The sequence below is a fragment of the Roseisolibacter sp. H3M3-2 genome (genome assembly GCF_029211165.1).
GTDB lineage: Bacteria > Gemmatimonadota > Gemmatimonadetes > Gemmatimonadales > Gemmatimonadaceae > Roseisolibacter.
Window position 1 is genome coordinate 1 of sequence record NZ_JARGEK010000102.1, and the last position, 13,567, is coordinate 13,567.

Below are 13,567 nucleotides of genomic sequence, written 5' to 3' on the forward strand. Positions count from 1 at the left end.
TCACGCGCACGGCGATCGGCGCGCCCCCGGTGACCCGCCCGCCGGCGGTGACGAGCCACGCGCGGTCGCCGGCGGACGCGGCGTCCAGCACGCGCCCCGCCTCGGCCATCGGCGCGTCGAGCACGGGGTGGCCGCCGGCGACCGCCGTGGTACTCAGCGAGTTGTCGAGGACGACGGCCAGCGCCGTCGGCGCGTGGGCGGCGGTGCGCAGGTCGGCGACCGGACGCGCCGCCGCGAGCGCGACGAGCAGCACCGCGATCACGCGCAGCGCCATCAGCAGCCAGTTGCGCAGGCGCAGCTTCGCGCTGTGCTCCTGCTCCGCGCGGGCGAGGTAGCGCGCCGCGGGGAACTCGACCCGCGTGCCGATGCGGCGCCGCAGCAGGTGCAGGAGGAGCGGGACGGCGGCGGCGGCGCCGAGCGCGAGCCAGAGCGGGGCGAGGAACTGCATGCGGGCGCGCTAGGGGACGCGCGTGCGCGCCGCGAAGGCGTGCCGCAGCGGGACGCCGAACGGCGTGTCGGTCTGGACCTGCACGTAGCGCGCGCCGAGGCGGGCGCAGGCGGCGCGCCACCCGTCGAGCGCCGCGTCGACGGTCGCGCGGTAGGCGTCGCGCACCTCGCCCACGACGGCGGGGACGGCGAGGCCGGTCTCGGGGTCCTCGAACACCGCCTCGCCGGCCATCATCGACAGGTCGCGCTCCGCGGGGTCCATGACGTGGAGCACGGTGACGTCGTGCCCGGCGGCGCGCAGCCCGCGCAGCGACTCCTCGACCTCCTCCTGCTCGACCAGCAGGTCGGAGACGAGCATCACCATGCCGGCGCGGCGCACGAGGCGCGCGGCCCGGGCGAGCCCCATCCCCGCCTTGGTCTCGGTGCCGGCGCCCGGCTCGGCGAGGGCGCCGAGGATGCGGCGCCACTGCCCGGTGCGGGAGCGGGGCACGACGACCGAGCGCACGTCGTCGTCGAAGCGCACCAGCCCCACGGCGTCGCGCTGCCGGAGCAGCAGGAGCGACAGCGCCGCGACCAGCTGCTCGGCGTACGCCAGCTTGGTCATGCGCGGCGTCCGCACGCCGCGCCCGCCGGCCGGGGCGCCGGTCCACGCCATCGACCGGCTGACGTCGAGGACGAGTGTCGCGCGGAGGTTGGTCTCCTCCTCGAACTGCTTGACCACCCAGCGGTCGGCGCGGGCGGCGATGCGCCAGTCGAGGTACCGGAGGTCGTCGCCGGGCTGGTAGGGGCGGTGCTCCGCGAACTCCACCGAGAAGCCTCGGCGCGGCGAGCGGTGCAGCCCGGTGATGAAGCCGTCGACGACCCAGCGGGCGACGATCTCCAGCCCGCCGAGGGCGGCCACGGAGGCGGGGTCGAGCAGGTCGGCGCGGGGGGCGGGCATGGCCGGGGAAGCTACCCGCCGTCGCGGGCGCGCTGTAGGGCCGCGCGGCGCGTCCCGAACCGAACGTTGACGCCGCGCGGTCGTCCACCGCCGGGGACGCGGATCGTCCCCGGGATCGGACAGCGACGGCCGGCGCACGCCGACACTGGACACGGTCCGGAGCGTGCCGCAACCTCCCGCCATGGTCATCGAGCGCGAGGAGCGGGCGGCCCGGGCGGAGCGGCACCTCCGCGAGTACGCGGCGGACGCGCGCGAGCGGCGCTGGTTCTGGGTGCGCACCGCGCTCGCCTGCTGGGTGTGCGCCGTCCCCGGATTCGTCTGCGCCGCATGGGCCTTCCACACCACCGACCCGGAGCTCGGCGAGATTCTGCTCGACGCGGGGCTGGTGCTGGTGCCCGCGGCGGTGCTGACGGTGCTGGCACGCGCGATCCACACGGCGCAGGATCGCGGGTGGCTGTGACGGGCGCCGGGCGCCCGAGTCTTGCGACACGTGACGCCGAACACGGATCCGCGCCCGGCGACGACGCCCGCGCGGAGTCCCTGCCCTCCCACTCCCGCGCCATGCGCGCAGGTCCCATGAGAGCCTGCACTCTCCTCACCGCGGCGGCGCTCCTGACGAGTGCCGCCTGTTCGTCGTTGCCGAAGCCGGAGACCGGGGCGGCGTCGCGCGCGGCCGCGAGCGGGGACGCCCCGGGCGTCAAGGTGTGGACGCCGGCGACGGCGCTCGGCGGGATGGCGGCGTCGACCTACTTCGCGGCCGAGCGCGACGCGTACGCGGCGGCGTTCGCGGTGTCGCGCGACGGCCGACTGCGCGTGGTCTGGCCGGAGTCGCCGAAGGAGGACGGGATGGTGCGCGGCGGGAAGACCTACCGCGCGAACGCGTCGTACACGCAGTACGGCGGCTGGGCCGGCGGGCCGCGGGCGGCGGTGCCGTTCGTGTTCGTGCTGACGTCCGACCAGCGCCTGGACCTGACGCGCTTCGCCCGGGGCTCCAACTGGGCGTACCAGGTGAACCTGGCCGACCTGGGCTACGAGGCCGAGGACGCGCTGGAGACGGTGGCCGAGGTGGTGCTGCCGACGCCGGACGCGCCGTACGCGGCGGACTTCGCGTACGTCGGCCCGCGCCTCACGGGGCAGGCGGCGATGCTCGCGATGCAGTGCGGCGTCCGCGCGTTCGACCAGTACAGCTACAACTACTTCCGCGACATGTGGGCGGTGTTCGACCCCTGGGACACGTACCTCGGGCCGCCCTCGTTCCACAACACGTGGATGTGGTCGGGCCTCTGGTTCCCGTACTCGGGCCGCTCGATGCAGGCGTTCTACATCGACCGGGCGTCGCGCGCCAACTCGGCGTTCTGGGGGCTCTGCCCGACGTTCAACAACCGCACCTTCCTCCCGTCGTTCGCGCAGGCCTGGCAGGCGGGGGCGATCGACATGCCGAACGGGCGGCCGACGCCGGCGATCCCCGGCGATGTCCGCGACACGACGACGCGCCCGGGCGACAGCCTCAAGGTGAAGCCGAGCGAGGTGCTGGCGGGCCCCGGCGCGCGGGTCGCGGCGGGCGGGTCGGCCGACGAGCGCCGGGCGCGCCTCCGCGAGCGACTCCTCGGCGAGCGCGAGGAGCGCCTCCGCCCGGGCGGGCCGGCCGCCGAGCGGCGCGCCGCGTTCCGGGCCGAGCGGGTCGAGCAGCTGTCGCGGCTCGACGTGCCGGCGGTGGAGCGCCGGATGCGCGCCGCCGAGCTGGCGGCGTCGGGGGTCGCGAGCGCGTTCGACCACCGCACCGGGCGGGCGCGCTGGAACGATCCCGCGTTCGGGCGCACGGCGGGGCTCGGGGGGCGCGGCGGGGTGGTCGACGACTTCGGGCGGTCGGGCGCGGCGGAGCGCGCGCGGGCGTCGGCGGCGGAGCGCGCCCGGTCCGGGGCCGAGCGGTCGGGCGCCGACCGGGCGATCGTCGGGCGCGGCGACGGCGGGGGCGCCACCCGCTCGGGCGACGCCGGCGGCGGGCGCTCGGGCGGCGGCGAGGGGCGGAGCTCCGGCGGCGAGGGGCGCGGGTCGGGCGGCGAGGGGCGCAGCCGGACGCCCTGACCCGGACCGGCCGGACGGACGCGGCCCCGCGCGGTGCAATCGCCGCGCGGGGCCGTCTATATTGTGCGGCTGCACCAGCTTGCGCGCTCCCTCCCCGTTCCGGCTCCCCCCGTTGCAGCTCGACAAGATCCGCAACTTCTGCATCGTCGCCCACATCGACCACGGCAAGTCGACGCTGGCCGACCGCCTGATCGAAGAGACGGGCATGCTGCAGAAGCGCGAAATGAAGGCCCAGGTCCTCGACACCCTCGACCTCGAGCGTGAGCGCGGGATCACGATCAAGCTGAACGCCGTCCGCATGAGCTACACGGCCAAGGACGGCGAGACGTACGAGCTGAACCTGATCGACACGCCGGGCCACGTCGACTTCACCTACGAGGTGTCGCGGTCGCTGGCGGCGTGCGAGGGGGCGGTGCTGGTGGTCGACGCCAGCCAGGGGATCCAGGCGCAGACGCTGTCGAACCTGTTCCTGGCGATGGACGCGGGGCTGGAGATCATCCCGATCCTCAACAAGATCGACCTCCCGGGCGCCGAGCCGGACCGCCGCGCGCAGGAGGTGGCCGACCTGCTGGGGGTCGACCCGGACGGGATCCTGCGGGTGAGCGCCAAGGCCGGCATCGGCATCGGCGACCTGCTGGAGGCGGTGGTCGAGCGCGTCCCCGCCCCGACGGGCGACCCGGACGGGCCGCTGCGCGCGCTGATCTACGACTCGTACTACGACAAGTACCGCGGGGCCATCCCGAGCGTGCGCGTGGTGGACGGGGTGCTGAAGCCGAAGATGCAGATCACCTTCGGCTCCAACGACGCCGTCTACGAGGTCGCGGAGGTCGGCTACAACCAGCTGCGCCAGGTCAAGGCGGACCAGCTGGGGCCGGGCGAGGTCGGCTACGTGGTGGCGAGCGTGCGCTCGGTGAAGGAGACGCGTGCGGGCGACACGGTGTTCGACGCGACGAACCGCGCCGAGGAGCCGCTCCCGGGCTACCAGGAGGTGCGCTCGTTCGTGTTCGCCGGCATCTACCCGACGGACACGACGCAGTACGAGCTGCTGCGCGACGCGCTGGAGAAGCTGCAGCTGAACGACGCCTCGCTCCAGTACGAGCCGGAGACGTCGACGGCGCTCGGCTTCGGCTTCCGGTGCGGCTTCCTCGGGCTGCTGCACATGGAGATCGTGCAGGAGCGCCTGGAGCGCGAGTACGACCTCGACCTCGTCACGACGGTGCCGAGCGTGGAGTACAAGGTCCACCTCACCGACGGCACGTTGACGGAGATCGAGAACCCGTCGCTGATGCCGCCGGCGGGGGTGATCGCGGCGGTCGAGGAGCCGTACGTGAAGGCGCGCATCATGGCCCCGAAGGACTACATCGGGCCGCTGATGACGCTCGGCACGGAGCGGCGCGGGATCTACAAGAACATGACGTACCTGGACCAGGAGCGCGTCGAGTTCGACTTCGAGTTCCCGCTGGCCGAGATCATCCTCGACTTCTTCGACAAGATGAAGACGGTGTCGCGCGGCTACGCGTCGCTCGACTACGAGATGCTCGGCTACCGCGAGAGCGACCTGGTGCGCCTCGACATGCTGATCAACGGGGACCCGATCGACGCGTTCTCGGTGATCATCCACAAGGACAAGGCGTACGAGTGGGGGCGGAAGATCGCCGACAAGCTCAAGGACCTGATCCCGCGGCAGCTGTTCGAGGTGGCGATCCAGGCGGCGATCGGGCAGAAGGTGATCGCGCGGACGACGGTGAAGCCGCTGCGGAAGGACGTGCTGGCGAAGTGCTACGGCGGCGACATCTCGCGGAAGCGCAAGCTCCTGGAGAAGCAGAAGGAGGGGAAGAAGCGGATGAAGCAGGTCGGCGCGGTGGAGATTCCCCAGGAGGCGTTCCTGGCGGTCCTTCAAGTCGAGTGATCCGCGTCGTTCGTTCCGCCCGGCGCCCGGCGCCCGGCGCTCACTCCGTCCCGCGGGAACGCTCGGCGCCGGGCGCCGAGCGCTCCGGCGGCCCCGGTTCAGACCTCGCTCGTCGTGCAGACGTCGTTTCTCGGCGACGTCGTGGTGACGACGCCGTTGATCGAGGCGTTGGCGCGGCGAGGCGCGGTGGACGTGGCGGCGCGGCAGGACGCGGCGGCGATCCTCACGGGGCACCCGGCGGTGCGGACGCTCGTCGTGTACGACAAGCGGGGGGCGGATCGGGGGGTGGGCGGGTTGGTGCGGGTGGCTCGGCGGATCCGGGCGCTGCCGGCGGAGGGGGGGCGGGTCGCGTACATGGCGCAGGGGTCGCCGCGTAGCGCGGCGCTGGCGTGGCTGGCGGGGTGCGGGACGCGGGTGGGGTTCGACACGTCGCGGCAGGCGCGCGCCTTCTACACGCGCGTGGTGGCGTACGACCCGGCGCGGCACCACGCGGCACGGCTGCTGTCGCTGGCGGCGGCGACGGAGGACGCGGGCGGGGAGGCGCCGGCGCCGCGGCTGGTGCCGGGGGACGCGGAACGGAGCGCCGTGGACGCGCTGCTCGCGGAGGTGCGCGGGCCCTTCGTCGCGGTGGCGCCGGGGAGCGTCTGGGCGACCAAGCGGTGGCCGTACTACCCGGCGCTGGGGGCGGCGCTGGCGGCGTCGCACGCCGTGGTGGTGGTCGGGGGGCCCGGCGACCGCGAGCTGGCGGAGGCGATAATCGCGGCGTGCCCGCCCGGGCGGGCGCTGGACGCCACGGGGCGGCTGTCGCTGCTGGGGAGCGCGGAGCTGCTCCGGCGGGCGGCGCTGCTGGTCACCAACGACTCGGCGCCCCAGCACCTGGCCTCGGCGGTGGGGACTCCCGCCCTGACTATCTTTGGCCCGACGGTGCCGGAGTTCGGGTTCGGGCCGCTCGCGCCGGGGAGTCGGACGGCGGGGGTGGACGGCCTGGCCTGCCGCCCCTGCGACCCGCACGGCCCCGCCCGGTGTCCCCTCGGCCACTGGCGGTGCATGCGCGAGCTGTCGGCGGAGGCGGTGGCGGCGCTGGCGCGGGGCGCGCTCGCGGGCGCCGCGCCGGCGGACCCGGCCCCGTCGCCCTGACCGCGCCCGCGACGCACACCCGACTCCCCCGATGACGACGCCCGCCGCCACCAGCACTCCCGCCCCCGCCGGGGACGCCCGCCGCTACGTGGTCGGCGTCGACCTCGGGGGGACGAACATCGTCGTGGGCGCGATGCCGACCGACGGCAGCCGCGAGATCGGCGTGCGCTCGCAGCCCACGCGCTCCGAGCAGGGGCCGGACGCGGTGGTCGACCGCATCTGCGAGATGATCGACAACGTGGTCTCGCAGACGCGCCTCGAGGAGGGCGTGGGACGCGACGCGTTCCTCGGCGTCGGCGTCGGCGCGCCCGGGCCGCTCGACCGCGAGAAGGGGATCGTGGTGGTCGCGCCCAACCTCGGGTGGCGCAACCTGCCGCTGCGGCAGCTGATCCAGGAGCGCGTGGGGCTCGACGCGACGCTCGACAACGACGCCAACTGCGCCACGCTCGGCGAGTGGTGGACGGGCGCGGCCAAGGGCGGGCGCAACGTCATCGGCGTGACGATCGGCACCGGGATCGGCGGCGGGATGATCCTCGACGGCCGCCTGTACCACGGCTCGTCGGACGTAGCCGGGGAGATCGGGCACATGACCATCGACTCCAACGGGCGCCGCTGCAAGTGCGGAAACTACGGCTGCCTGGAGGCGTACGCGTCGGGGCCGAACATCGCGCTGCGCGCGCGCGAGGCGCTGGAGAGCGGCGAGGCGTCGGTGCTGCCGTCGATGGTGGACGGGCAGCTCGACCGCATCACCGCGGCGACGGTGTACCAGGCGAGCGAGCAGGAGGACCCGCTGGCGCGCGAGGTGGTGCGCGACACGGCGCGCTTCCTCGGCGCGGGGCTCGCCAACCTGCTGAACGTGTTCAACCCCGACGTGGTGGTGATCGCCGGCGGCGTGACGCAGGCGGGCGAGGCGCTGTTCGAGCCGCTGCGCGCCGAGGTGCGCCGCCGCGCGTTCCGGTCGGCGGTCGAGTCGTGCCGCATCGTGCCGGGGACGCTGCCGGGGACGGCGGGCGTGGTCGGCGCGGTCGCGACGTTCCTGCAGCAGCGGGACGCGTGAGCGGGCGCCGACTTCGCAGCTCCCCGACCGCTCGGCGCTCGGCGCTCGGCGCTCACGTCGTCGCCGCGACCGCGTGAGCGCCGAGCGCCGAGCGCCGGGCGGAGCGACGCCCGCCGGGCCCGCGCGCAAGAAGCGGCTCGGCGTCATCGGCACCTTCGTCTGGGACGTCATCCACGGGCGCGACGTGCGGTCGGCGCCGGTGGAGGAGTGGGGCGGGATCACCTACGCCCTCGGCGCGCTCGACGCGGCGCTCCCCGACGACTGGGAGATCGTCCCCGTCATGAAGGTCGGGTACGACCGCTACGCGCAGGCGAACGAGTTCCTCGCCACGCTGACGCGACTGTCGCGCGACGCGGCGCTGGTCGAGGTGCCCTACCCCAACAACCGCGTCGAGCTGTTCTACTACAGCTCGGAGCGGCGGAGCGAGGTGCTGCACGGCGGCGTGCCGGGGTGGACGTGGCTCGGGCTGGCGCCGCTGCTGCAGGACCTCGACGCGCTGTACGTCAACTTCATCTCCGGCTTCGAGCTGGACCTCGAGACGACGCAGCTGCTGCGGCAGCACTACAAGGGCGTGATGTACGGCGACCTGCACTCGCTGCTGCTGGCGGTGCAGCCGGGGGGGCTGCGCACGCCGCGCCCGCTGCCGGACGTCGCCGCGTGGTGCCGCTGCTTCGACCTGCTGCAGGTGAACGAGGACGAGCTGGCGCTGCTCGCCCCCGACCCGATGGCGCTGGCCGCGACCGCGTCGGCGAACGGGGTGCGGTGCCTGAGCGTGACGCTGGGGAAGCGCGGGGTCGCGTACTTCGCCCAGTCGGACTTCGACGGGCTGGCGCGCGACGGGGCGCTCGACCTGGCGGGCGGGCCGGCGCGGGCGTCGGCGCGCGCCGACGTCGTGACCGGCGTGGGCGGCGGGGCGGCGGGGCCGATCCGGACGGCGCTGGTCCCGGGGGTCCTTGCCCGCGGGGGGGACGGCGACCCGACGGGGTGCGGCGACGTCTGGGGCGCGACCCATTTCTCGCGCCTGCTCGCGGGTGATACCTTGTCCGACGCGATGGCGGCGGCGAACGCGGCCGCGTCGCGGAACGTCGAGCACCGGGGCGCGTCGGGGTTGGCGGCGTTCCTCCGGGGCGAGATCGGCCTCCTCTGACCGCTCGGCGCCCCGCGCTCGGCGCCTCGAGACTCTCCGTGTCCGCAGTCCTCACCGTCCCGCCGTGGCTCGACGAGCCGGCCTTCGAGCAGGTGGTCGCGCAGCTGGCGGCCGTGCCGCCCGACGCCCGGCTGCTGGTGGACGCGCGGCACGTCCGGTGGGCGTCGCCGTACGGGCTGACGGCGCTGCTGGCGCTCGCGCAGTCGCGCGAGGTGCGCCCGGCGTTCGCGGCGCCCGAGGCCGACGACACGGTCTCGTACTGGTCGCGCACGGGCTTCTTCCGGCACGCCGAGCAGCTGTACGACTTCGGGCGCCCGGCGCCGCGCGCGCGGCCGGCGGGGGAGTCGAGCGTGCTGCTGGAGATCACCGCCATCCGCCAGGCGAGCGACGTGCACGACGTGGTCGGGCAGATCCAGGAGCGGTCGCAGACGATCCTGCGCGACCAGCTCGGGCTCGACTCGCGGGCGACGATCCGCTTCTCGATGGCGCTGTCCGAGGCGTGCCAGAACGTCGTCGAGCACGCGGGGCGCGGCGGCTGGGTGGCGGTGCAGACCTACACGTGGAAGAAGCGCCTCGGGCGGCGGGTCGTCGTGATCGCGGTGTGCGACGCCGGCATCGGCTTCCGCAGGTCGCTGGAGAGCAACCACCAGCGCCCGCGCGGCGACCGGTGGGACGACGGGATGGCGCTGGAGCAGGCGGTGCTGCGCAACGTGAGCCGGTTCACCGACAAGGGGCGTGGCCAGGGGCTTGCAGGCATCCGGTCGTTCGTGACGAAGTGGGAGGGTAAGCTCTCCGTGCGGAGCGGGACGGCCCGCATCGCCCTCGTGCCGGAGTGGGACGACGATCCCGCGCTGGCCGAATCGCTCCCCCCCTTCCCCGGCGCGCAGGTGCAGATCACGATCCCGGCGGCCGCCCCCCAGGCGACCGCCACCCCCGCGCGCGGCGCCGCCGCCGCGTCGCGCCTGGAGCTGCTGTGATCCACCATCACATCGACCTGGGCTCGGTGCTGCGCGGCACCGTGTGCGCCCTGTACTCGAACCTCGTCACCCGCCCGACGGGCGTGGCCGTGCGCACCGAGATCGAGCGCGCGATCGCGGAGGCCGGCGGGCGCACGGTGACGGTGATCGACTTCTCGCAGGTGACGCTGCTCGACTTCAGCTGCGCCGACGAGATCGTGGCCAAGCTGATGCTGCGCTCCGTCGAGGACGCGGCGCGCGCCATCGAGGCGCGGGCGCAGGAGGCGCGCGAGGCGGGGGTCCCCGAGGGGTACTTCGTGTTCCGCGGGGTCTGCGACCGGCACCTCGACGCGATCGAGGCGGTGCTGGAGCGCCACGGGCTGGCGATCGTGGCGCAGGTGGACGGGCGCGCGCAGCTGGTGGGCGAGGTCGCGGCGGAGGAGCGGGCGGCGTGGGACCGCCTGTGCGAGCTGGGGGCCGCCGACGCGGAGGCGCTCGGCGCGGACGCGGCGCCGCTGCTGGAGCGGCTGGCGGCGCGCCGGCTGGTGATGCCGGTCGACGGCGGGTGGGCGGCGGTCGGGGCGCGGCTGGAGCTGCCGCCGGAGCCCGGCCCGGCCCGGGGGCGGGCGGCGTGAGCCCCCTCTACCGCCGGCCGCAGACGTCGCGCCCGATGCGGGTCGCGCAGTTCCAGGCGACCCGGGTGAGCGACGCCGAGCGGGGGCCGCAGGTGCGCATCAACGGCAACGAGGCGCGCCAGCGGATGCTCGAGGACGGGGAGCTCGTCGTGGTCGAGGGGCCGCGCCGGCAGCAGCTGGCGACGCTGGTGATCGACGACTCCCTCCCGCGCGGGGACGTGGCCGTCCGTGACGTGCCGGGCGTCGCCCCGTCTGAGATCGTGTACCTGATCAAGCCGGACCTCGACGCCCCCCCCGAGGTCGGGCGCTTCGTCTGACGCGCGGCGCCCCCGGCGCCCCCGCCCCATGCCCGTGCCCTCCGACTCCCCCACCGCGGCGCCCCCGGCGCCGGGCCTGTCGACGCTCGCCATCCACGGCGACCGCGCCGCCGCCGACCGCGCCCACGGCGAGGCCGGCGCGCCGGTCGTGTCGCCGCTCGTGCAGTCGGTCAACTTCCTCCAGCCGCACGGCACCGGGGAGGGGCTGCTCTACACGCGCTACGGCAACACGCCGAACGCCGAGACGGTACAGCGCCGGCTGGCGCTGCTGGAGGGCGCGGAGTCGGCGCTGCTGCTGAGCAGCGGGATGGGCGCGACGGCGTGCGCGATGCTCGCCCTGCTCCGCCCCGGCGACCACCTGGTGTCGAGCGCCTGGATCTACGGCGGGACGCACAAGCTGCTGACGCAGGAGTTCGCGACGCTCGGCATCGAGACGACGTTCGTCGAGCCGACGCAGTCGCGCGACTGGCGGCGCGCGGTGCGCCCGTCCACGCGCGCGGTGTTCATCGAGAGCCCGGTCAACCCGACGACGCGCGTCCTCGACCTGCGCCCGCTGGCCTCGCTGACGCACGAGCTGGGGCTGGCGCTGGTGATCGACTCGACCTTCGCGAGCCCGGTGAACTTCCGCCCGCTCGCGCACGGGGCCGACGTCGTCATCCACTCGGCGACCAAGTACCTGAACGGTCACCACGACATCCTCGGCGGCGTGGTGCTCGGCACCGCGTCGTACGTCGAGGAGGTGCGCCAGAAGATGATGGTGTGGGGCCAGGCGCCCGACCCGTTCGCCTGCTGGCTGCTGGAGCGCGGGCTCAAGACGCTCGACGTGCGCGTGCGGCGGCAGAACGAGAACGCGCTGGCGCTGGCCCGCTGGTGCGAGGAGCACCCGGCGGTGGCGCGCGTGCACTACCCCGGCCTCGCCTCGCACCCCGACCACGCGCTCGCCGCCGAGACCCTCGACGGGTTCGGCGGGATGATGGCGATCGAGCTGGCCGGCGGCGGCGAGGCGGCCGACCGCTTCGTGCGGGCGCTGCGCGTCATCACGCACGCGACCTCGCTCGGCGGCGTCGACTCGCTGGTCTGCGAGCCGCGCTACACGTCGCACGCGCACATGACGTCGGAGGCGCGCGCCGCCATCGGGATCCCGGACGGGTTCCTGCGCATCAGCGTCGGCATCGAGAACGCCGAGGACCTGATCGCCGACGTCGAGCAGGCGCTCGGCGCCTGACCCGGTCGCAGGTCCCGCCGTGCTGCGCTACTACAACGTCGTGAAGGAGTACCCGCGCACGGGCGTCGCCCTGCACGCGGTGTCGTTCGAGCTGCAGAAGGGGGAGTTCGCCTTCCTCACCGGCCCGAGCGGGTCGGGCAAGAGCTCGCTGCTCAAGCTCGCGTACGCCGAGGAGCGGCCGACGCAGGGGGAGGTGCGCGTGGCCGGGCACTCGGTGTCGACGGCGCGCGGGAAGGAGGTCGCGCTGCTGCGCCGCAAGCTCGGCGTCGTCTTCCAGGACTTCCGCCTCCTCCCCGACCGCTCGGCGGAGCAGAACGTCGCCTTCGCGCTCGAGGTCACCGGCGTGCCGGCGGCGACGATCCGCGACCGCGTGGCGCGCGCGCTGGCGCAGGTCGGGCTGGCCGCCAAGGGCACCTCGCACCCGCACGAGCTGTCGGGGGGCGAGCAGCAGCGCGTGGCGATCGCGCGCGCGATCGTGAACCGCCCGCTGCTGCTGCTGGCCGACGAGCCGACCGGCAACCTCGACGACCGCGCGGCGCGCGGCGTGTTCCAGCTGCTGCGCGAGATCAACGCGTCGGGGACCGCGGTGCTGATGGCGACGCACAACCTGGAGCTGGTCCGGCGGAGCGACCTGCGAGTGCTGGAGATGCTCCGCGGGCGCCTCGTGCACGACTCGGCGGCCGCGGGCGCGTCGACGCCGGCGGCCGACGCGGTGGCGGCGGCGCTGGGCGAGGTGCGGCGGCGCGAGACGCCCGACGACGCCGGGGGGGCGCCGTGAGCCGCGCGCTGCGCGAGGCGCTGGTCGGGTGGCGCCGCGCCCCCCTGCTCGGCGCGCTCGGGATCGCGACCATCGCCTTCTCGCTGTTCTCCGTCGGGCTGTTCGGGCTGGTCGCGACCAACATCCGCCGCGCGCTGGTCGAGGTGGAGGAGCGCGTCGAGATCCGCGCCTTCGTGCGCGACAGCGCCGACGACGCGCTGGTCATGGCCGACGCGTCGTCGCTCCAGCGGCTCCCCGAGGTGGCGACGGTGACGTACGTGTCGCCGCGCGAGGCGCTCGACCGCGCGCGGAGCGAGCTGGGCGAGTTCCGCGACGTGTTCGACGCCGCGGTGCTCCCCGCGTCGCTGGAGATCCGGCTGCGCGAGGGACGGCGCGACGTGGCGAGCGTCGAGAAGGTCGCCGCCGCGGTGCGCGAGGCGCCGTCGATCGAGGAGGTGCGCTACGGCGAGGAGTGGGTGCGCAAGCTGGCGCGCATCCGCTCGGTGGCCGCGGTCACGGGGCTCGCGCTCGGGCTGGCGTTCGCGCTGGCGGCGGCGATCATCGTCAGCGCCACGATCCGCATGGCCGTGCTGGCGCGCGCGAAGGAGATCCAGATCATGCGGCTGGTGGGGGCGACCGACGGGTTCGTCCGCCTGCCCTTCCTGGTCGACGGCACGCTCAAGGGGCTGGCGGGCGGGCTGCTGGCGCTGGTGCTGACCTGGGCGGCGCACGGGCTGGTGAGCCGCTACGTGGTGCGCACGACGTTCTTCCCCGTCTCGACGGCGGCGCTGGGCGTGCTGGCGGGCGCGGTGCTCGGGCTGCTCGCCAGCGCGCTGTCGGTGGGGCGCCAGCTGCGGCGGGTCGGCGCGGACCGCCGCCGCTGGCAGTGAGGGCGCGGTGAAGCTGGCTGCCGTCGCGGCGCGCGGCGCGCTCGCGCCGCACCCGCTCCAGCTCC

14 protein-coding genes are annotated in these 13,567 nt (G+C 75.0%); 12 read left to right on the forward strand and 2 right to left on the reverse strand.

The genetic code is table 11. The features are described from left to right. Window positions 1-448 (reverse strand): BatA domain-containing protein (locus PYV61_RS10615; RefSeq protein WP_275831178.1); only part of this gene is annotated, 448 nt, incomplete at its 3' end. A gap of 9 nt (window positions 449-457) precedes the next feature. Continuing rightward, complete coding sequence (locus PYV61_RS10620; RefSeq protein WP_275831180.1) at window positions 458-1,387, reverse strand: DUF58 domain-containing protein; 930 nt, start codon at window positions 1,385-1,387, stop codon at window positions 458-460. Between the two features lie 181 nt (window positions 1,388-1,568). On the opposite strand from PYV61_RS10620, the gene PYV61_RS10625 reads away from it, so the two are divergent. The 12 genes from PYV61_RS10625 to PYV61_RS10680 all read left to right on the forward strand — a co-directional run bounded on the left by PYV61_RS10625 (window position 1,569) and on the right by PYV61_RS10680 (window position 13,502). Further along, window positions 1,569-1,847 (forward strand): hypothetical protein, encoded by a 279-nt coding sequence (locus PYV61_RS10625; protein ID WP_275831182.1) that lies wholly within the window; start codon window positions 1,569-1,571, stop codon window positions 1,845-1,847. A 116-nt stretch (window positions 1,848-1,963) separates the two neighbouring features. Continuing rightward, the gene (locus tag PYV61_RS10630) at window positions 1,964-3,472 is read left to right on the forward strand and encodes a hypothetical protein (protein ID WP_275831184.1); all 1,509 of its coding nucleotides are present in this window, start codon (window positions 1,964-1,966) and stop codon (window positions 3,470-3,472) included. Window positions 3,473-3,584: 112 nt separating this feature from the next. Next, window positions 3,585-5,381 carry a translation elongation factor 4 gene (gene lepA, locus PYV61_RS10635; RefSeq protein ID WP_345785232.1) on the forward strand — a complete coding sequence of 599 codons (1,797 nt, stop codon included), beginning with the start codon at window positions 3,585-3,587 and terminating at the stop codon, window positions 5,379-5,381. Between the two features lie 114 nt (window positions 5,382-5,495). Further along, window positions 5,496-6,518, forward strand: a complete 1,023-nt coding sequence (locus PYV61_RS10640) for a glycosyltransferase family 9 protein (protein ID WP_275831188.1) — start codon at window positions 5,496-5,498, stop codon at window positions 6,516-6,518. 31 nt (window positions 6,519-6,549) lie between these two features. Then, entirely contained in the window at window positions 6,550-7,575 is a 1,026-nt protein-coding gene (locus PYV61_RS10645) for an ROK family protein (RefSeq protein WP_275831190.1), read from the forward strand. A 73-nt stretch (window positions 7,576-7,648) separates the two neighbouring features. Then, window positions 7,649-8,722: a hypothetical protein gene (locus tag PYV61_RS10650; protein WP_275831192.1), complete on the forward strand. Its 1,074-nt coding sequence runs from the start codon at window positions 7,649-7,651 to the stop codon at window positions 8,720-8,722. Between the two features lie 38 nt (window positions 8,723-8,760). Beyond that, window positions 8,761-9,699: an ATP-binding protein gene (locus PYV61_RS10655; protein WP_275831194.1), complete on the forward strand. Its 939-nt coding sequence runs from the start codon at window positions 8,761-8,763 to the stop codon at window positions 9,697-9,699. Beyond that, the gene (locus tag PYV61_RS10660; RefSeq protein WP_275831197.1) at window positions 9,696-10,313 is read left to right on the forward strand and encodes a hypothetical protein; all 618 of its coding nucleotides are present in this window, start codon (window positions 9,696-9,698) and stop codon (window positions 10,311-10,313) included. Before PYV61_RS10655 ends, PYV61_RS10660 begins: the two co-directional genes overlap by 4 nt. Continuing rightward, window positions 10,310-10,630 carry a molybdopterin dinucleotide binding domain-containing protein gene (locus PYV61_RS10665; protein ID WP_275831199.1) on the forward strand — a complete coding sequence of 107 codons (321 nt, stop codon included), beginning with the start codon at window positions 10,310-10,312 and terminating at the stop codon, window positions 10,628-10,630. Before PYV61_RS10660 ends, PYV61_RS10665 begins: the two co-directional genes overlap by 4 nt. Before the next feature lie 28 nt (window positions 10,631-10,658). Next, the gene (locus PYV61_RS10670) at window positions 10,659-11,855 is read left to right on the forward strand and encodes an aminotransferase class I/II-fold pyridoxal phosphate-dependent enzyme (RefSeq protein ID WP_275831201.1); all 1,197 of its coding nucleotides are present in this window, start codon (window positions 10,659-10,661) and stop codon (window positions 11,853-11,855) included. A 19-nt stretch (window positions 11,856-11,874) separates the two neighbouring features. Next, window positions 11,875-12,633, forward strand: coding sequence for a cell division ATP-binding protein FtsE (ftsE, locus tag PYV61_RS10675; RefSeq protein ID WP_275831203.1), 759 nt, complete (start codon window positions 11,875-11,877; stop codon window positions 12,631-12,633). Continuing rightward, window positions 12,630-13,502: a permease-like cell division protein FtsX gene (locus PYV61_RS10680; protein WP_275831205.1), complete on the forward strand. Its 873-nt coding sequence runs from the start codon at window positions 12,630-12,632 to the stop codon at window positions 13,500-13,502. Before ftsE ends, PYV61_RS10680 begins: the two co-directional genes overlap by 4 nt. Window positions 13,503-13,567 lie beyond the last annotated feature (65 nt).